The following is an 18171-nucleotide window of genomic DNA, read 5'->3' as shown; positions in this document are numbered from 1 at the left end:
CCGCTGACCCTACCGGGCGGTACTCGAAGCCGTCAGCCCTCGTGGGATGCGGACTGCGCGACAGGGCGCGCCTGCTGCGGCTGCCTCCGCCGGCGTCGCCAGAGCACCAGCGGAACGGCGCCCGCGAGCCCGACGGCACCCGGAGCGGCGCTCAGCGCACGCGACCGCACACCCTTCTGGCCATAGGTCTCGGGGACCGGCAGCGTGCCCCAGCGGTCGATCGGCCACGCCTTGACGATGGCCCGTCCCACCACCTGCTTCTCCGGGACGAAGCCGTCACCGGGCTGGTTCTGGTGGTAGCGGGAGTCGAGGGAGTCCTGACGGTGGTCGCCCATCACCCACAGCTTGCCCTTGGGGACCTTGAGCGGCCCGAACGGCTTGTCGTCGCACGGGGTGTTGCCCGGGTAGATGTACGAGGACTCGTCCAGCGCCGTGCCGTTGACCTGGATCTTGCCGCCCTTCTTGCACTCCACCGTGTCCCCGCCGACCGCGATGACCCGCTTGATCAGGTCCTTCTCGTTGGCCGACGGCATCAGTCCGATGAAGCTGAGCGCGGTCTGCAGGAAGTTCTCCTCGACGTGCGCCTCGGGGAGCCAGCCGCCCGGGTCGTGGAAGACGACGACCTCGCCGCGCTCCGGGGTCGCCCCGAACCACGGCGTCAGCTTGTCCACCAGTACCCGGTCACCGCGCTGGAGCGTGTCCTGCATCGAGTCGGAGGGGATGGAGAAGGCCTGGACCAGGAACGTCTTGATGATCAGGGCGAGGATCAGCGCGATGCCGATGAGCATCGGCAGCTCTTTCCAGAACGGGCGCTGCTTCTTCGCCGCCTTCTTGTCGTCCGGCTCCCCGGCTCCCCCGTCCGGGTTCGCCGCCTCGGCCGCCCCGTCCGGGCCCGGTGCCTCGTGCTGCGGCTTCGCCCCGGAGGTCCACGGGCCGTCCCCGTCCGCCCCTGAGCCGGCTGCCGTCCCGTCGGTCTCCGCCGTCACGCTGTCACTCCCTCTTTCCACGGCCGGTGGTTCTGCTTCGCCTGTCCTGCCGTCCGTACCCGGGCCTCCGTCCTCCGGGTACCCGGAACCGGACCGCGTACCGACCGCCAAGTCCCCCACATCCACTCCTCACGCCGCGCATTCGCCTGTCCCGCCAGCGGTACAGGCCCACCAATCCCATAACGAGCGGAAGTTCCGCGGAGAACGGCAGTTGCGCCACCCGATTGTCCCGGTTCATTCGCAGGGAGACGGCTCCGCCGCCGGGATCGGGGACGGAGGCGTACACTCCCGGCTCCTCGAGCCGCCTCCAGTGGTCGAACGGCCAAGCAATGACGACAGCTTTACCAACGATTCGGTCTTCCCCGATCGTTCCTCGATTCGGATCTTTCAAGTGATAGCGCGAGTCGGCGGAGTTGGCCCGATGATCGCCCATCACGAAGACGCGTCCCGCGGGAACGTTGACCGTGAACTTCATCCGGGAGGGTTTGTTGCCCGGGTGCAGATAGGGCTCGTTCAGCGGCGTGCCGTTGACGGTGATGCGCCCCTGCTTGTCGCAGCAGCGCACGGTGTCCCCACCGACGGCGACGACCCGTTTGATCAGATCCTGTTCGTCGTCAGAGGGCAGCAGTCCGATGAACGTGAGCAGTTCCTCACCCTGCTTGATCCCCACGGGGGCGTTGTCGGGCTCCTTCTTCTCGTTCTCCAGCCAGCCGCCCGGGTCCTGGAAGACGACCACGTCCCCGCGATGCGGCTCGGCACCGAACCACGGTGTGAACTTGTCCACCAGCACGCGGTCCCCGATCCGGATGGTCTGCTCCATGGAGCCCGACGGAATCACGAACGCCTGCACGAGAAAGGTCTTGAGTACCCACGCGATCAGCAGTGCGACGCAGACGAGGATCGGGAGTTCCTTGGTCGCGGAGAGCCTGCGTCGGCGCTGGATGCGCTTGGCGGCGCGTCTGCGGTCGGCCCTGCCCTGTCCGGGGCGGCGCAGCGGCGGCGCCTCCTGTGCCGGATCCGCCGGCTCGGCGGCGTCAGCGGGCTCTTCGCGGAATGCGGCGTCGGCGGGCCCCTCGGCATCGGCGCTCCCGTACCGGGCCCCGGGCACCGGCCCACCGGGCAGGCCCTGGCCGGCCGGCGGCTCGGACGGTGCGGCGGAGCCGGGGACGCCGAAGGGCCCGGAGCGGCCCCAGGGCTCCGACCGGTCACCGGGCGCCGAGTAGTCGTAGGGCTCCGTGTACGGGTAGTCGGCGCCGGGCGGGGACGCGCCGTCGCCGGCTCCGGGGCCCGGGACGGGGGGCCGGCCCTGCCTTTCGCCGTATCCGCCGGGTCCGGCGTACGCACCGTGGCCACCGGGTTCGCGGCGATCGGCGGGCCCGGTGTGACCGCCATGGCCGGGGGGACCGTCGTGACCGCCGCAGGCGCCGCGCGCTCCGGGGCCCGGCGCGCCGGGTACGGGGTCGCCCGGGAAGCCCTCGGGATCAGTCATGGCCGCTGCCCGCGCCGGACGGCACCGAGGCGATGCGGCTCGGCGGCCAGCCGATCCAGTCGGCCCGCCCGATCACGCGCTCGACCGGAACGGTGCCGCCACCGGGTTCGCCGAGGTGGTCGCGGGAGTCGCTGGACCGGGAGCGGTAGTCCCCCATCACCCACAGGCGCCCCTCGGGCACCCGGATGTCGAAGGGGACGGAGGAAGGGGCGTTTCCGGAGTGCAGATACTCCTCATCCACGGGCCGGCCGTTCACCTCGATCCTCCCCCGCCTGTCGCAGCAGCGCACCCGATCGCCGCCGACCCCGATCACCCGCTTCACGTAGTCCGTCTCGGCGGGCCGCGCCAGTCCGGTCGCAGCGCCCGCCTCGCGCAGCGCGGCCACCACCGGGTTCGCGTCGGGATCGGCCTCCCCCGAGAAGGAGTCGGTGCCGTCGAAGACCACGACGTCCCCGCGTCGCGGACCGTCTCCGAAACGATAGACCAGCTTGGCCACCAGCACCCGGTCCCCGACGCGCAGGGTCGGATCCATCGAGGAACTCGGAATCAGAAAAGGTTGCACGATGAACGCACTTGTCAGCAAGAGCACCGCCAGGACCGATACCGCGGCCAGGCCCAGACGCACGGAGCGCGACCTGCCCTTCGTCCCCTGTCCGGGAACCGAAGAGCGGTCGCGCTCCGGTGGTTCGTGCTGTTCCTCGGTCTCCATCGAGCGGAAGCCTAACCGGCCCGCCGGGCGCCGAGGACGCGCGCTCAGCTCGCGCGCTTCTCCTTGATCTTGGCGGCCTTGCCGCGCAGCTCGCGCAGGTAGTACAGCTTGGCGCGGCGGACATCACCGCGGGTCACGACCTCGATCTTCTCGACGATCGGGGTGTGCACCGGGAAGGTGCGCTCGACGCCGACGCTGAAGCTGACCTTGCGGACGGTGAAGGTCTCCCGCACGCCCGAGCCCTGGCGGCGGATGCAGACGCCCTTGAACTGCTGGACACGGGAGCGGTTGCCCTCGATGACGCGGACGTGCACGTTGACCGTGTCGCCGGGGCGGAAGGCCGGTACGTCCGTACGCAGGGAGGCGGAGTCGACACTGTCGAGGAGGTGGGACATGTCCGTCTGCTTTCTTCGCCGATGCCACAGGTCATCAGCGGAATCGTGGTGATGGTCCGAAGGGCCGCGTCCTCGGCGGGCGTCGGTCCCCCTGTGGCAGGGTCGCGCGCCGGTGACGAAGCGGAAGATCCCAGCCGGAGGCCGGGGTCGGCCCATTCTTCCACGGGCTCCCCGCCCGGCCCAAATCGGCCCCGCTCCGTATCCGGGCCCTACGGCCCGGACCACGGCCCGGGACCGTCCTGCTCGCGGCCGTGCCGCTGGGGGCCGTGCGGCCGGCCGGGGTCGGCTTGTTCCTCGGTGCCGCCGCACTGCCGGGCGCCGTCGCTCGGCGCCGCACCGGGGCCCGGCCGCCAGTGGCCGTCCGCGCCCGGCTCCCAGCCCAGAGCCGCCAGGGCGGCCCTGTCGTGCTTGTCGAGGGCTTCGGGGGCGCAGCGCTCGACCAGCTCGGGGCGGTTGCCGACCGTCCGCGCGAACGCCTGGTCGCGGCGCCAGCGGGCGATCCTGCCGTGGTGGCCGCTCAGCAGCACCTCCGGGATGCCCCGCCCGCGCCACTCGGGCGGCTTGGTGTAGACGGGGCCCTCCAGCAGATTCGCCATGGTGCCGGGCGCGAAGGAGTCGTCCTGGTGGGAGGCGGCGTTGCCGAGCACGCCGGGCAGCAACCGCGCGACGGCCTCGACCATGACCAGGACGGGTGCCTCGCCGCCGGCGAGGACGTAGTCGCCGATGGAGACCTCGCGCACGTCGAGCCGTTCCGCGTACTCCTCGATGACGCGGCGGTCGATGCCCTCGTACCGCGCGGGCGTGAAGACGAGCCACGGCTTGCCCGCCAGCTCGACCGCCAGCTCCTGGGTGAACGGCTGTCCGCTGGGGGTGGGGACGACCAGCACCGGGGAGTCGTGGCCCGGCTCACCCGTGGTTAGCACCTCGTCCAGCGCCTCGCCCCAGGGCTCGGGCTTCATGACCATGCCGGGGCCGCCGCCGTAGGGGGTGTCGTCGACGGTGTGGTGCCGGTCGTGCGTCCAGGCGCGCAGATCGTGGACGCGGACGTCCAGCACTCCGCGCGCCCGCGCCTTGCCGACCAGCGAGACGTCCAGTGGCTCCAGGTACTCGGGGAAGATCGTGACGACGTCGAGTCTCACCGGGGGCTCCCCTGGCCGGGGTCCTCGGCGTCCGGTGCCGGGCGCGTGGCCGGACCGCCGGACGGCTCCCCGGACGCGGGCTCCCCGTCCTCCGGCCCCGCGTCCCCGGGCTCCTCGCCGAGCAGCCCGGGGGGCGGGTCGACAAGGGCGCGCTGGGCCTCCAGGTCGATCTCCGGGACGATCTCGGCGACGAACGGGATCAGGGCCTCGCCGCCGTCCGCGCGCCGCACCACGAGCAGGTCCTGGGCCGGCAGGTGCGCGACGCTCTCGATCCGCCCGACGACCGCCCCGTCCACCGTGACGACCTCCAGGTCGGCCAGCTGGTGGTCGTAGAACTCCTCCGGGTCCTCGGGGGTCTCGTCCGGGTCGACCTCGGCGACGAGCAGCGTGTTGCGCAGGGCCTCGGCGGCGGTGCGGTCCGCCACGCCCTCGAAACGCAGCAGCAGCCGTCCGCTGTGCACCCGCCCGGCGGCCACGGTCAGCGGCCCGGCGGCGGCCGGTTCGGTGGCCAGCACTGCGCCGGGGCCGAGCCGCAGTTCCGGCTCGTCGGTCCTGACCTCGACCGTGACCTCGCCCTTGATGCCGTGGGCGCGGCCGATCCGCGCGACGACTAGCTGCACTGTGCTTCTCCGTGCTCGGTTCCGTACTCGGTGGGTGTCCGCGGCCCCGGGACGGTCCGCGGACCGGGGGTCCGGGCGCGACAACGGGCCGGGGACGGCTTGGCTGCCGTCCCCGGCCCGTGCCGGTGCTGCATGCTGCGCTTCAGTGGACCTGGTCCACGTCGACGAGGTCGACGCGGATACCCCGGCCGCCGAGCGCTCCCACGACGGTGCGCAGAGCACGCGCGGTGCGGCCGTTGCGGCCGATCACCTTGCCGAGATCGTCGGGGTGCACCCGGACCTCGAGCACACGTCCGCGACGGAGGTTGCGGGACGCGATCTGCACCTCGTCGGGGTGGTCGACGATGCCCTTCACCAGGTGCTCGAGGGCCTCCTCGAGCATCCTCAGGCCTCGGTCGACTCGGTGGCGGTGGCCGAGGTGTCGGCCCCGTCCGCCTTCTTGTCGGCCTTGTCAGCCTTCTTGGCCTTGGGGGTGATGGCCTCACCCTTGGGCTCGTCGGCGGACTCCTTGGCGGCGGCCTCGAACAGGGCGCGCTTGTCGGCCTTGGGCTCGGCGACCTTCATCGGCTCCGGGGCGGGCAGCCCCTTGAACTTCTGCCAGTCGCCGGTGACCTTGAGGATGGCCTCGACGGGCTCGGTCGGCTGGGCGCCGACGCTGAGCCAGTACTGCGCACGCTCCGAGTCGACCTCGATGCGCGAGGGATTCTGCACCGGGTGGTACAGGCCGATCTCCTCGATGGCCCGGCCGTCGCGGCGGGTACGGGAGTCGGCGACGATGATGCGGTAGTGAGGCGAACGGATCTTGCCCAGACGCTTCAGCTTGATCTTGACTGCCACGGGTGTGGTGTCTCCTGGTCTTGACGTGGGTGGACACGGCGGACTGCCACGTGGGGTTGTAGCGCCGGGTATCCGAATGGACGCGTCAGCCGGAGGAGAGAGGGGTCCTGTGCGGCTGTCGAGTTCAGCCGACCATGATGCCACACCGCGGAGCCCGGCAGAAACCGCCCCCGTCCCGCCCCCGTCCCGGCCGCGGGCCGCCCTCGGGCCCGCGGCCGGGACGGGGGCGGTGTGGCGCGGCACCGCGGGCGGTCAGCCCACGGCCGCCATCTGCTCCGGCTCCGGGACCGGCGCCGGGTCGACGGGGATGCGGAACTGCTTGCCGCAGGCCCCGCACATGATCGGCGCCTGCGCCAGCACGGAGGGGACGACCCGGACGTTGCGCCCGCAGTCGCAGACGGCCTTGACGCGGACCCCGCCCCCGGAGGAGCCGTGCCGGGCCGCCGGACCGCGGAAGCTGCGTCCGGTGTCCGTCTCGGTGGCCACGCTGTAGGCCTTCAGCGCCCGCTGGAGACGGTCGGCGGTGGGGCGGTAGCGCCGCCGTGTCTCGGGCGTGAGCACCACGAGGGAGAAGCCGCTGCTGGGATGCGGTTCCTCGGGGTGGTCGAGACCGAGCTCCACGGCGATCGCCAGGAAGCGGCGGTTGTGGTAGCGGCCGGCCCGTGAGGTGTCCCGGACACCGCGGGCCGCCGCGATGCCGTGGACCGCCTCGTGGAGCAGCCGTTCGAAGGAGAGCCCGGTACCGCAGGCGGACGAGGATTCTCCGATGAGTGATTCGGGCGCGGCCAGATCCGGCAGCTCGGGGTGGTGCCGTTGAATGTCGGCCCAGGCGGCTGCCAGCTCGGCGGCGAGAACTGGTGGTGTCGTGCTCACGTCGTGCCCAACGAGCGGGAGTGCCCTGGTGTTCCGATTACGGGGCATCGCAAATATTTTGCACGTACCAGTCAGTTCTCGGTGATGCCCGGGGAGATGGGTGCGGGTACGCAGATGTACGCCCAAGCCGCGCACCCACCGCAAGCCGGACGTATCACCGGAGATCCGCAGCCGGCTGCCGCCCCGTGTCCCGGCGTGAGGCACCCGCCCCGCCCCGGGGCCTTCGGCCGCGCCGGCCCGGACGTATCAGCTCTCCAGGCCGGGCCACTCCTCGACGGTGAGCGCGAAGCGCTCATGATCCCGCCAGGCGTCGTCGATGTAGAGCATCCGCGGCGAGAAGCCCTCGTGCCGGAAGCCGAGCCGCTTGGCCAGGGCCAGGGAGCGGTCGTTCTCCGGCTGGACGTTGATCTCCAGCCGGTGCAGCCCGAGCCCGTCGGGGCCCGACTGGAAGCAGCGGTCCACGACCAGCCGCATGCCCTCGGTCATCCGGCCGGTACCCGCGTAGGGGACGTAACTGTCGTAGCCGAGGGAGCCGTTGCGGAAGCGCGCGCGGACGATGTTGGCCACGTTCACCCGGCCGACGAGCCCCTCGTCCTCGCGGTCGAGGATGAGGAAGGTGCGCAGCGCGGGCCCCTGACGGCGGAGCAGGTCGGGGAAGCCGTCCGGCTCGACGGGGTTCCACGGGTGGAGGTGGTCTGCCGAGCGGACGACGGCCTCGCTGTAGAGCTGCTCGTCGGCGGGCCGCGGCGGGCGGATGTATACGCGCATGGACGACATCATCCGCCTTTGCCGCGGCAGGCTCACTTCGGGGGCAGCATGTCCTTGAACTCCTGCGGGAGCTCGAAGTCGCCTGGGTCCTGGCCGGGGCCCGGGATGCCGAGGGCGCCGCCCTGGCCGCCCTGGGCACGGCGCGCGGCGGCTGCCTGCTCTTCTTGCTGGCGCTTCATCGGGTTGCCCGACTGGCGCTTGCCCTTGACCTTCTTCTGCTTGCCCTTCTTCTTTCCTCCGCCGCCGCCGGGCATACCCGGCATACCCGGCATACCTCCGCCCTGGGCCATGCGGGACATCATCTTGCGGGCGTCGAAGAAGCGCTCCACCAGACCCTTGACCGCGCTGACGTCCACTCCGGAGCCCCGTGCGATACGGGCCCGCCGTGAGCCGTTGATGATCGTCGGCTCGGCCCGCTCCGCCGGGGTCATCGACTTGATGATGGCGGCGGTGCGGTCCACCTCCCGCTCGTCCAGGTTGTTGATCTGGTCCTTCATCTGGCCCATGCCCGGCATCATGCCGAGCAGCTTGGAGATGGAGCCCATCTTGCGGACCTGCTCCATCTGGGCCAGGAAGTCGTCGAGCGTGAACTCCTTGGGCCCCTTCGCCAGCTTGGCGGCCATCTTCTCGGCCTCTTGCTGGCTGAAGGTCTGCTCCGCCTTCTCGATCAGCGTGAGCATGTCGCCCATGCCGAGGATGCGGGAGGCCATCCGGTCGGGATGGAAGGCGTCGAAGTCGTCGAGCTTCTCGCCGTTCGAGGCGAACATGATCTGCTTGCCGGTCACCTTGGCGACCGAGAGGGCCGCACCGCCGCGCGCGTCGCCGTCCAGCTTGGAGAGCACGACGCCGTCGAAGCCGACGCCCTCCTGGAACGCCTCCGCCGTGGTGACCGCGTCCTGACCGATCATCGCGTCGACGACGAAGAGGACCTCGTCCGGGCTGACCGCGTCCCGGATGTCGGCCGCCTGCTGCATCAGCTCCTGGTCGATGCCCAGGCGCCCGGCGGTGTCCACGATGACCACATCGTGCTGCTTGTCACGCGCGTAGGTGATCGAGTCCTTGGCGACCTTGACCGGGTCGCCGACACCGTTGCCCGGCTCGGGCGCGAAGACGGCCACGCCCGCGCGTTCGGCGACGACGGAGAGCTGGTTGACCGCGTTGGGGCGCTGGAGGTCGGCCGCGACGAGCATCGGCGTGTGCCCCTGCTGCTGCAGCCAGCGGCCCAGCTTGCCCGCCAGGGTGGTCTTCCCCGCGCCCTGGAGACCGGCGAGCATGATGACGGTCGGCGGGTTCTTGGCGAACCTCAGCCGGCGCGTCTCGCCGCCGAGGACGCCGATCAGCTCCTCGTTGACGATCTTGATGACCTGCTGGGCGGGATTCAGCGCCTGGGAGACCTCGGCCCCCAGCGCGCGTTCCTTGACCTGCTTGATGAAGGCGCGCACCACGGTGAGCGCGACATCCGCCTCGAGCAGGGCGATACGGATCTCGCGGGCGGTGGCGTCGATGTCCGCCTCGCTGAGGCGCCCTTTGCCCCGGAGGTTCTTGAACGTCGCACTCAGGCGGTCGGAAAGGGTATCGAACACAGCGCTCGTCGGTCCTCGGGTCGGTGGCGGAGGCAATCTCTGCCAAGGGTAGCCGCCTCGCGGACGGGACCGGCCCGCCTGTCCGGATCCGGCACTCCTCCCGGCCCGCGCGGGGCGCTCGGGCTCAGCGCAGCTCGGCCTCCAGCCGCTCGGCGAGCCGGGCGGCCGCGACCTCGGAGAGCGGGGATCCGGCGGCGTCCGTCACGTAGAACGCGTCGACGGCATTGGCGCCCAGGGTGCTCACATGGGCACTGCTGACCCGCACCCCGGCCTCCTCCAACCCTCTGCCGATGCGGTGCAGCAGGCCGGGGGCGTCCTGGGCCCGGACCTCCAGGACGGTGGCGGCCGCGGAGTCGCCCGCGGCCACGGTGGCGCGCGGCGGGGGCTGCGCCGCGGCGCTGCGGCGCGGCCGGTAGGCGGCCTCCCGCTCGGCCAGCCGGGCGGCCAGCCGCAGGGAGCCGTCGAGCGCCCGCACCAGGTCCTCGCGCAGTCTGGCCGGCTGCGGCAGCGAGCCGTACTGCGCGGCGACGCGCCAGGTGAGCAGCAGGACCCGCGGGGTCTCCCCGGAGGCGGTAGCACCGGTCGGCGCCGTCAGGCCGCGCTCGTCCGGGCTGTCCGCGGGCCGCCGCGGTGCGCAGTCGACCAGGGCCGACAGTTCCACCAGCCGCAGATCGGCGGCCCGGACGGTGAGCTTGTGCAGCGCCAGCACCCCGGCGACCGCGGGCAGCACCCCCGGCTGCTCGGGCAGCGCCACGCGCAGCTCCACGCCGACGGGTTCGGGTCCGGTACCGCCGGAGGCCGCTTCCCCGTCCGTACGGGGTTCCGCCGCCACCCGGCCGCCGCCGGAGCCGGCCCCCTGCTGGGGCCGCAGCGCGAGGACGGGACCGCCGGTGCGCCAGGCCTCCATCGCCAGGCGCTCCCCTTCAGCCGTCAGCTCCTGCCCGCCGGTCTGGTCGGCGACGGCGCCGCCGGAGAGCACCGCCGCCACCCGGGAGACCAGGTCGTCGACGAGCGCCGCGCGCCAGGCGGACCAGGCGGCCGGGCCGGTGGCCAGCGCGTCGGCCTCCGTCAGGGCGTGCAGCAGCTCCAGGGTGCCGTGGGAGCCCACGGCGTCGGCGACGGACCGGATGGTGACCGGGTCGTCCAGGTTGCGCCGGGTCGCCGTCTCGACGAGCAGCAGATGGTGGCGGACCAGAGCGGCCAGCGTCCGGGTGTCGGCTTCGTCGAAGCCGACGCGGGCCGCCAGGTCGCGGGCGATGGTCTCACCGGTGACCGAGTGGTCGCCGGGCCATCCCTTGCCGATGTCGTGCAGCAGCGCACCGGTCAGCAGCAGATCGGGGCGGTGCACGCGGCGGGTGAGCGCCGCCGCCCGTACGGCGGTCTCGACCAGGTGCCGGTCGACGGTGTAGCGGTGCACGGGGTTGCGCTGGGGGCGGCAGCGGACCCGCTCCCAGTCGGGCAGCAGGCGGGCGATGAGACCGGCCGCGTCCATGGCCTCCCACACCGGGACGGTGGCCTCCCCGGCGCCGAGCAGGGTGACGAACTCCTCGCGGGCCTCGGCGGGCCACGGCACGGGAAGGTCCGGTGCGGTGCGCGCGAGCTTGCGGACCGCGGGCAGTGCGAGCGGGAGGCCGGCCTGCGCCGCTGCCGCTGCGGCACGCAGCGGCAGCACGGGATCGCGGTCGGGCCGCGCGTGCAGGGCCAGCGCCGCCTCGCCCTCGTGCTCCACGACGCCCTCGGCCAGCGGGGTCCGCTCCGGCACGGGTGCGCCCGAGGGACGCACCGCGGAGCGCCTGCCGCCGCCCAGCAGCCCGCGCAGCCGGGCACCGCGCGGGGAGGCGGTGCCCGGCCGCAGGACACGCTCGACCTCGCGCCAGGTGACGTCGCTCGCGTAGGCGACCGCGCCCGCCGCCTCGTAGACACGGCGCAGCAGCGTGTCGGCGTCCAGCAGGCCGAGCGCCTCGGCCACCTGGTCCTGGTCCTGGAGCGCGAGCCGGTCGGTGGCCCGGCCGGTGGTCAGATGCAGCGCGTCACGGGCGTCGAGGAGGGTGTCCCGGGCCTGCTGGAGCCCCTCCCGCGGGGCGTCGGCGAGCCAGGAGGCGGCCACGGCACGCAGTGCGGTGAGGTCCCGCAGTCCGCCGCGCGCCTCCTTCAGGTCGGGCTCCAGCAGGAACCGCAGCTCGCCGTGGCGCCGGGCCCGCTCGGTGGCGTACTCACGCAGCTCCGGCAGCCTGGTGCGGGCCCGGGCGCGCCATCTGCCGAGCGCGGCGGTGCGCAGCTGTGCCGTGAGGTCCGCGTCCCCGGCCAGGTGGCGGGCCTCCAGCAGGCCGAGCTGCACCTTGAGGTCGCCGGCCGATGCGGTGCGCGCCTCGTCCGGGGTGCGGACGGAGTGGTCGAGGGCGAGGCCGAGGTCCCAGACGGGGTACCAGAGGCGGTCGGCGAGGGCGGCCAGGCCGACGGCGTCGGTGCTGCCGTCGTGCAGCAGGAGCAGATCGAGGTCGCTGCGCGGGGAGAGCTCGCCGTGTCCGTATCCGCCGACGGCCACCAGCGCGGTCCCGGCGGGCGCGTCGGGACCGAAGAGCCCGGCGAGCCACTGGTCGGTCAGTGCGGACAGGGCCCGGCGCCGCTCGGGCCCGGAGAGTTCGGCGTCCTGCAGGAGCCGCACCCGGGCGGCCGCGTAGCCCGCGTCCGCGTCGCGGGGGCCGGCTCCCGGGCAGGCGCGCGTGCCCGGGAAGCCGTCACCCGCGGGTCGTCCGGTGCCGTCCGCTGCCGGTGCTCCCGCCGTCGGGGCCGTCGCCGCGTCCCTCACAGCGCGTCCGGTCCCCGCTCGCCGGTGCGCACCCGGACTGCGGTCTCGACGGGAACCGTCCACACCTTCCCGTCGCCGATCTTGCCGGTGCGTGCGGCCTTGACGACGATCTCCAGGAGCTGTTCGGCCTCCTCGTCCTCCGCCAGGACCTCGATGCGCACCTTGGGCACGAGGTCGACGGTGTACTCGGCGCCCCGGTAGACCTCGGTGTGCCCGCGTTGCCGCCCGTAGCCGCTGGCCTCGGTGACGGTGAGGCCCTGGACGCCGAAGGCCCGCAGCGCCTCCTTCACCTCGTCGAGCTGGTAGGGCTTGATCACGGCGGTGATGAGCTTCATGCGTCCACCTTGCTGTCGTGGCTGTCGTGACGGGCGCTTTCCGCACGCGGGGCCTGCGCGCCCGCGCTCCCCGCGGCGGCGGATCCGGCGGCCGCGGGGCCGCCCCGGTCGCGGACCGAGGAGCCGCCGACGGCGCTGAAGTCGTACGCGGTCTCGGCGTGGAACGCCTGGTCGACCCCGGCCGCCTCGTCGTCCGGGTCGGCGCGGAAGCCCATCGTGGCGTGCACGAGCTTGGCCAGCAGCCAGGAGACCACGAAGGAGAAGGCCATCACCGAGCCGGCGCCGAGCGCCTGCTTGCCGAACTGGGTGAGGCCGCCCACGCCGTCCACGGCCAGGAAGCCGACCAGCAGGGTGCCGATGACGCCGCCGACCAGGTGCACGCCGACCACGTCCAGCGAGTCGTCGAAGCCGAGCTTGTACTTGAGGCTGACCGCCCACGAGCAGACCGCGCCCGCGACGACACCGATCAGCAGCGCGCCCATGGCGTTGACCGCGGCGCCGGAGGGGGTGATCGCCACCAGCCCGGCCACGGCACCGGAGGCGGCGCCCAGCGTGGTGAACGCGCCGTGCTTGACCCGCTCGTAGACCAGCCAGCCGAGCATGGCGGCCGCGGTGGCGAGCTGGGTGTTGAGCGCCATGTTGGCGGCGGTGCCGTCTGCGGCGAGTTCCGAGCCGGCGTTGAAGCCGAACCAGCCGAACCACAGCAGTGCGGCACCGAGCATCACCAGCGGCAGGCTGTGCGGACGCATCGGGTCCTTCTTGAAGCCGATGCGCTTGCCGACGACGAGTACGGCGGCCAGCGCTCCGACACCGGCGTTGATGTGCACGGCGGTGCCGCCCGCGAAGTCGATGACCTCGAGGTCGTAGAGCCAGCCGCCCTCGGCCCACACCCAGTGTGCGACGGGGAAGTAGACGACCGTGACCCAGAGGGTGAGGAACACCGCCCAGGCGCTGAATTTCACCCGGTCCGCGAGGGCGCCGCTCATCAGTGCGGGTGTGATGATCGCGAACATCATCTGGAAGAGGACGAAGGCGAAGACCGGAATGCCGCCTTTCCCGGTGAGGGAGTCGGCGGAGATGCCCTTGAGGCCGACGAAGTCCAGATTGCCGACGACTCCGCCGGTGTCCGGGCCGAAAGCCAGCGAGTAGCCGTAGAGCACCCACAGCACGCTGACGATCGCCAGCGAGATGAAGGACATCATCAGCATGTTCAGGGCGCTCTTCACCCGGACCATGCCGCCGTAGAAGAAGGCGAGGCCAGGCGTCATCACCATCACCAGAAACGCACTGACCAAGACGAAAGTGGTATCCGCGCCGTTCACTGTGGGCGTCTCCTCGGGGTCGCGGTCCTGCGGGGGCCGGATCGTAGGGGCGCCTCCCGGCCGAAGAAGGAAGGGAAGGCGGACTGAATTCCAGGTTTCCGAAGCCCGGTTTCCGCCGTCGCCCCCGGGTGTTTCCAGACCGTGAAAACCGGCCCGCCGCTGTTACGAGGAGATGAAGCGCGGCTTTCCGTGCGGGAACGCGCGTACGCTGCGCTCCCCGGCGGCTGTCCGCCGGGGGTGCCCGCCGCCGCCCGGGAGGGTCAGCCCGCGGCGGCCTCGCTCTCGGCCAGCTCCGCCTGGAGCCGCTCGCTGAGCTGCACCACGTCCGCGAGTTCCCCGAACTCGCGGACGGCGCCGGCCGTGGTGCGGCGCAGCCGGTTGTTGACCCGCTCCGAGCGCAGCCGCTTGGCGACGCCGAGGGCCTCGCTGGCCCGGGCCACACAGCCTTCGGGCTCCCGCTGGAGCAGGTGCACACTCGCCATGCCGATCAGGTTGAGCGCGTAGGAGCGCCGGTGGCCGCCGCCCTGCGTCTCCCGGGCCTCCCTGGCGAACAGTTCGACGGCCCGCTCCATCGCGGGGCGTGCGAGCGAGGCGTAGGTGGGGCTGCGGCCGGAGGAGTAGGCCAGGTCCCGGAAGGAGTGCGCGGTCTCCGCGCACAGCTCGGCCTCGGAGAAGAACCGGATCCAGTCGGGGTCCGGGTCCGAGCGGTCGATGTCGGTGAACGTTTCTTCCGCCATCCGTACCGCACGCTTGCACTTGCCGGGCTGCCCCATGTTCGCGTAGGCGCGGGCCTCCATGGCGTGCAGCATGGCCTGGGTGCGGGCGGTGGCGCCCTCCCGGCTGCCGTACTGCGCCAGGTGCACCAGCTCCAGCGCGTCCGCCGGACGGCCCAGATGGATCATCTGGCGGCTCATCTTGCTCAGGATGTAGGACCCCAGGGGCCGGTCACCGGACTCCTTGGCCGCGTGCAGCGCCAGCACGAAGTACTTCTGCGCGGTGGGCTGGAGCCCGACGTCGTAGCTCATCCAGCCGGCGAGCTCGGACAGTTCGGCGGTGACGCGGAAGAGCCGGCGGCGGACAGCCTCGGAGTGCCGCTCCTGGAGCAGGTCGGTGACCTCGTGGAGCTGGCCGACGACGGCCTTGCGGCGGAGCCCTCCGCCGCACTGGGCGTCCCAGCCGCGGAACATCTCGGTCGTCTGCTCCAGCAGCTCCAGTTCGGGTGCGGACAGCTGCGGCCCGCGCCGCGGCGCGCCGTCCTCGCCGTGGCCTGCCCCGCGGCGCTGCCCGTCGCGGGGGGCGGGGACGGTGAGCCCGGGGACCGTCGGCTGCTCTCCCGGGGGTCCGGTCTCGGCGCCGGTGCCTGGCACCAGCCAGCGCTGCATGGGCTCGATCAGCGCGGGGCCCGCGGACACGGAGAGTGAGGCACCTAGGAAGCCGCGGTGGGCCAGCATCAGGTCGCTGCGGGTGAAGTCGCTGATCAGCGCCACGGTCTGGGGTCCGGCCCAGGGCAGGTCCACGCCGGAGGCCGCGGGGGACTGCCGGGCGGGGCGCAGCCCGAGGTCCTCGACCGCCACGACGCAGCCGAACCGCTCGGAGAACAGTTCGGAGAGGATGCGGGGGATGGGCTCGCGGGGCTGCTCGCCGTCCAGCCACCGGCGCACCCGGGAGGTGTCGGTGCTGATGTGGTGTGCGCCCATCCGCCGTGCGCGGCGGTTGACCTGGCGTGCCAGTTCGCCCTTGGACCAGCCGCTGCGCATGAACCACGAGCCCAGCCGCTCGTTCGGGCTCTTGCCCGTCTGGCCTCGCTCAGCCACTGGTAACGCCCCCATCCCGCTTCGGTGACGCGCTCCGGACCGGTTCGCGCTCCTCCGCGCCCGCCGCGCCCTCGACCCCGCCATGCCTCCGGCATAGTCGGTCGCCGCGCTCTCCACTGTGTGTACCGAAAGTAATCCTACGATCACGAGCGGGGCGAGTGTAATTGCAGAATCGCCACCATTCGCCACCCCTTCGAATGAACTCTGAGGCACACGGAGGCGCTTGACTTGACACCAGGGAAACAGCTCCACGGGAAGCCGCCCCCACCGCACCCTGTCCTCGCCTCAGAAGACCCCAGGAGTCCTGCCGTCACTGTGTGCAATGTATTCGTAACCATAAGCATTCGGGAACCGTTGGAGTGAGCATGGGCTTCACGATCGGTGCCATCAGCGGTCTCAGCGGCATCCGCGAGTTCCGCGAACTGCGGCCCGGCGCACGCCGGCGCGAACGCGCCCAGCTGTGCACCCGTGTCGCGGAGTACGCGAGCCTGTGGGGCTGGGACCTGATCCCCGGCGCCCGCGCCACCCGCTCGGGCGGCCGGGTCGTCTGCTCCTGCGGCGCGCGGGCCTGCCCCTCCCCCGGCGACCATCCGCTCGACGCCTCGCTGGAGGTACCGGCCGGCGCCACCGTGGAAGAGGCGACCCGCGCCTGGGCTGCGGTACCGGGCGCCGCCATGCTGCTGCCGACGGGCCGCGCCTTCGACGTGATCGAGGTCGCCGAGCACGCCGCGCTGTGCGCACTGGCGCGGCTGGAGCGGATGGGCGTACCGCTGGGTCCGGTGGCCGCGACCCCGGCCGGACGCGCCTGGTTCCTGGTCGCGCCGGGCGCGGCCGCCGAACTGCCCGAACTGCTCTACCGGATGGGCTGGGACGACGCCGACCTCGACCTGCGCGGCAGAGGGGAGGGCCAGCACATCACGGCGCCGCCCTCCGATCTGGCCGGCCGCGGCCCCGTCCGCTGGCTCCGGCCGCCCGCCCTGGAACGCGCCGGCCGTCCGCCGCAGGCGCGTCTGCTGCTGGGCACCCTCGCCTACGTCTGCCATCGCTCGTCCGTGGTACGGCCGCGCACCCCGGACGGGCCCGCGGCGGTGCGCTAGCCGGCCCGCTCGCGACGCACCAGGGCGGCGCCTGACGCGGGCGGCGGCCCCCAGGAATGCGGACGGCGCCGCCGCGACGTCTCGGGAGGACGTCGCGGCGGCGCCGCCCGGCGGTGCGCACCCTGGTACCGGCCGGTCAGCCCTCCCGGACCAGGGCGTCCACGAACGCCTCCGGCTCGAAGGGCGCCAGGTCGTCCGCGCCCTCGCCGAGGCCGACGAGCTTGACCGGGACGCCCAGCTCGCGCTGGACCGCCACCACGATGCCGCCCTTGGCCGTACCGTCCAGCTTGGTGAGGACGATGCCGGTGATGTCCACGACCTCGGCGAACACCCGTGCCTGCACCAGGCCGTTCTGGCCCGTGGTGGCGTCCAGCACCAGCAGCACCTCGTCCACCGGGGCCTGCTTCTCCACGACGCGCTTGACCTTGCCGAGCTCGTCCATGAGCCCCGTCTTGGTGTGCAGCCGGCCCGCCGTGTCGATCAGCACCACGTCGGCGCTCGCCTCGGTGCCCTGCTTGACCGCGTCGAACGCGACCGAGGCGGGGTCGCCGCCCTCCGGGCCCCGGACCGTACGGGCGCCCACCCGGGTGCCCCAGGTCTCGAGCTGGTCCGCCGCCGCTGCGCGGAAGGTGTCGGCCGCGCCGAGCACCACCGACTTGCCGTCCGCCACCAGCACCCGGGCGAGCTTCCCGGTGGTGGTGGTCTTGCCGGTGCCGTTGACGCCGACGACGAGCACCACGCCCGGGCGGTCGACGGCGCCCTCCACCTCCGTGTGCACCGTGCGGTCCAGTTCGGTGCCGACCAGCGCGAGGAGCTCCTCGCGCAGCAGGCCGCGCAGTTCGTCGGGGGTGCGGGTGCCGAGCACCTTGACGCGTTCCCGCAGCCGCTCGACCAGCTCCTGGGTGGGGCCGACCCCGACATCCGCGGTCAGCAGGGTGTCCTCGACCTCCTCCCAGGTCTCCTCGTCCAGGTGCTCCCGGGACAGCAGGGTCAGCAGCCCCTTGCCGAGGGAGTTCTGGGAGCGGGAGAGCCGGTCGCGCAGTCGTACCAGCCGTCCGGCTGTCGGCGCCGGGGTCTCGACCTCGGGCGCGGCGGCGGCCTCGGCGGCGGTCGCGGGCGCCTCGGCCGCCGCCTCCTCGGCCTCGGGAAGGCCGACCTCCTCGACGGTGCGGCGGGTGCCTTCGGGCGGGGCCTCCGCCTCCTCTCCGACCTTGGGCTCGGCTGTGCGGGCGGGGGTCTCGGTGGTGCTCCCGGCGGTGTCGGGCTGCTGGGCCCCGGCCGCCTTCTTCCTCCGGCCGCTGACCACGAGCCCGCTGATCGCGACGAGCGCGACCACGGCGATGACTACTACAAGGATGACGATTTCCATAGCGGCTCCAGTATCGACCACCGGCA

General features: G+C 72.8%; 17 protein-coding genes. 1 reads left to right on the top strand and 16 read right to left on the bottom strand.

Annotated elements, in window-relative coordinates:
- Positions 1-32: 32 nt before the first annotated feature.
- The 15 genes from lepB (ACFYMO_RS14560) to ACFYMO_RS14490 all read right to left on the bottom strand — a co-directional run bounded on the left by lepB (ACFYMO_RS14560) (position 33) and on the right by ACFYMO_RS14490 (position 15694).
- Entirely contained in the window at positions 33-1097 is a 1065-nt protein-coding gene (gene lepB / locus ACFYMO_RS14560; protein ID WP_388546595.1) for a signal peptidase I, read from the bottom strand.
- The gene (lepB, locus tag ACFYMO_RS14555) at positions 991-1980 is read right to left on the bottom strand and encodes a signal peptidase I (RefSeq protein WP_366770317.1); all 990 of its coding nucleotides are present in this window, start codon (positions 1978-1980) and stop codon (positions 991-993) included. The genes lepB (ACFYMO_RS14560) and lepB (ACFYMO_RS14555) overlap by 107 nt, the downstream gene beginning before the upstream one ends.
- Positions 1981-2467: 487 nt before the next feature.
- Positions 2468-3184 (bottom strand): signal peptidase I, encoded by a 717-nt coding sequence (gene lepB / locus ACFYMO_RS14550; protein ID WP_388546488.1) that lies wholly within the window; start codon positions 3182-3184, stop codon positions 2468-2470.
- A gap of 44 nt (positions 3185-3228) precedes the next feature.
- Positions 3229-3579, bottom strand: coding sequence for a 50S ribosomal protein L19 (gene rplS / locus ACFYMO_RS14545; RefSeq protein WP_075002508.1), 351 nt, complete (start codon positions 3577-3579; stop codon positions 3229-3231).
- 209 nt (positions 3580-3788) lie between these two features.
- Positions 3789-4718 (bottom strand): tRNA (guanosine(37)-N1)-methyltransferase TrmD, encoded by a 930-nt coding sequence (trmD, locus tag ACFYMO_RS14540; RefSeq protein ID WP_366770189.1) that lies wholly within the window; start codon positions 4716-4718, stop codon positions 3789-3791.
- A complete protein-coding gene (gene rimM, locus ACFYMO_RS14535; protein ID WP_366770190.1) occupies positions 4715-5338 on the bottom strand; it encodes a ribosome maturation factor RimM in 624 nt (207 codons plus the stop codon). The genes trmD and rimM overlap by 4 nt, the downstream gene beginning before the upstream one ends.
- A 142-nt stretch (positions 5339-5480) precedes the next feature.
- A complete protein-coding gene (locus ACFYMO_RS14530; RefSeq protein WP_276477624.1) occupies positions 5481-5720 on the bottom strand; it encodes an RNA-binding protein in 240 nt (79 codons plus the stop codon).
- 2 nt (positions 5721-5722) lie between these two features.
- Positions 5723-6175: a 30S ribosomal protein S16 gene (gene rpsP / locus ACFYMO_RS14525; RefSeq protein ID WP_360297278.1), complete on the bottom strand. Its 453-nt coding sequence runs from the start codon at positions 6173-6175 to the stop codon at positions 5723-5725.
- A 252-nt stretch (positions 6176-6427) separates the two neighbouring features.
- Complete coding sequence (locus ACFYMO_RS14520) at positions 6428-7096, bottom strand: hypothetical protein (protein WP_366770191.1); 669 nt, start codon at positions 7094-7096, stop codon at positions 6428-6430.
- A gap of 198 nt (positions 7097-7294) precedes the next feature.
- Entirely contained in the window at positions 7295-7816 is a 522-nt protein-coding gene (locus ACFYMO_RS14515) for a GNAT family N-acetyltransferase (RefSeq protein WP_366770192.1), read from the bottom strand.
- A 32-nt stretch (positions 7817-7848) separates the two neighbouring features.
- Positions 7849-9399, bottom strand: coding sequence for a signal recognition particle protein (ffh, locus tag ACFYMO_RS14510; protein WP_366770193.1), 1551 nt, complete (start codon positions 9397-9399; stop codon positions 7849-7851).
- A gap of 124 nt (positions 9400-9523) precedes the next feature.
- Complete coding sequence (locus ACFYMO_RS14505) at positions 9524-12064, bottom strand: [protein-PII] uridylyltransferase (protein ID WP_388546592.1); 2541 nt, start codon at positions 12062-12064, stop codon at positions 9524-9526.
- 140 nt (positions 12065-12204) lie between these two features.
- Complete coding sequence (locus ACFYMO_RS14500) at positions 12205-12543, bottom strand: P-II family nitrogen regulator (RefSeq protein WP_019355823.1); 339 nt, start codon at positions 12541-12543, stop codon at positions 12205-12207.
- Positions 12540-13865: an ammonium transporter gene (locus ACFYMO_RS14495; protein WP_366770195.1), complete on the bottom strand. Its 1326-nt coding sequence runs from the start codon at positions 13863-13865 to the stop codon at positions 12540-12542. Before ACFYMO_RS14495 ends, ACFYMO_RS14500 begins: the two co-directional genes overlap by 4 nt.
- A gap of 260 nt (positions 13866-14125) precedes the next feature.
- Complete coding sequence (locus tag ACFYMO_RS14490) at positions 14126-15694, bottom strand: hypothetical protein (RefSeq protein ID WP_366770196.1); 1569 nt, start codon at positions 15692-15694, stop codon at positions 14126-14128.
- Positions 15695-16044: 350 nt separating this feature from the next.
- Between ACFYMO_RS14490 and ACFYMO_RS14485 the strand changes: the two genes are divergently transcribed.
- A complete protein-coding gene (locus ACFYMO_RS14485) occupies positions 16045-16776 on the top strand; it encodes a bifunctional DNA primase/polymerase (RefSeq protein ID WP_366770197.1) in 732 nt (243 codons plus the stop codon).
- A 136-nt stretch (positions 16777-16912) separates the two neighbouring features.
- Here ACFYMO_RS14485 and ftsY read toward each other — a convergent pair whose 3' ends face one another.
- Entirely contained in the window at positions 16913-18145 is a 1233-nt protein-coding gene (gene ftsY, locus ACFYMO_RS14480; RefSeq protein WP_388546477.1) for a signal recognition particle-docking protein FtsY, read from the bottom strand.
- Between the last annotated feature and the right edge of the window lie 26 nt (positions 18146-18171).

Origin of the sequence: Streptomyces sp. NPDC007025 (assembly GCF_042869455.1) — a bacterium.
GTDB lineage: Bacteria > Actinomycetota > Actinomycetes > Streptomycetales > Streptomycetaceae > Streptomyces.
This window is presented reverse-complemented; position numbering and strand designations above follow the sequence as displayed.

Excerpts from the sequence above, each read along its gene's own strand:
- lepB (WP_388546488.1), bottom strand. The coding sequence starts at position 3,184 with ATGGAGACCGAGGAACAGCACGAACCACCGGAGCGCGACCGCTCTTCG.
- rplS (WP_075002508.1), bottom strand. The coding sequence starts at position 3,579 with ATGTCCCACCTCCTCGACAGTGTCGACTCCGCCTCCCTGCGTACGGAC.
- ACFYMO_RS14530 (WP_276477624.1), bottom strand. The coding sequence starts at position 5,720 with ATGCTCGAGGAGGCCCTCGAGCACCTGGTGAAGGGCATCGTCGACCAC.
- ACFYMO_RS14520 (WP_366770191.1), bottom strand. The coding sequence starts at position 7,096 with ATGCCCCGTAATCGGAACACCAGGGCACTCCCGCTCGTTGGGCACGAC.
- ACFYMO_RS14515 (WP_366770192.1), bottom strand. The coding sequence starts at position 7,816 with ATGCGCGTATACATCCGCCCGCCGCGGCCCGCCGACGAGCAGCTCTAC.
- ACFYMO_RS14500 (WP_019355823.1), bottom strand. The coding sequence starts at position 12,543 with ATGAAGCTCATCACCGCCGTGATCAAGCCCTACCAGCTCGACGAGGTG.
- ACFYMO_RS14490 (WP_366770196.1), bottom strand. The coding sequence starts at position 15,694 with ATGGGGGCGTTACCAGTGGCTGAGCGAGGCCAGACGGGCAAGAGCCCG.
- ACFYMO_RS14485 (WP_366770197.1), top strand. The coding sequence starts at position 16,045 with ATGGGCTTCACGATCGGTGCCATCAGCGGTCTCAGCGGCATCCGCGAG.
- ftsY (WP_388546477.1), bottom strand. The coding sequence starts at position 18,145 with ATGGAAATCGTCATCCTTGTAGTAGTCATCGCCGTGGTCGCGCTCGTC.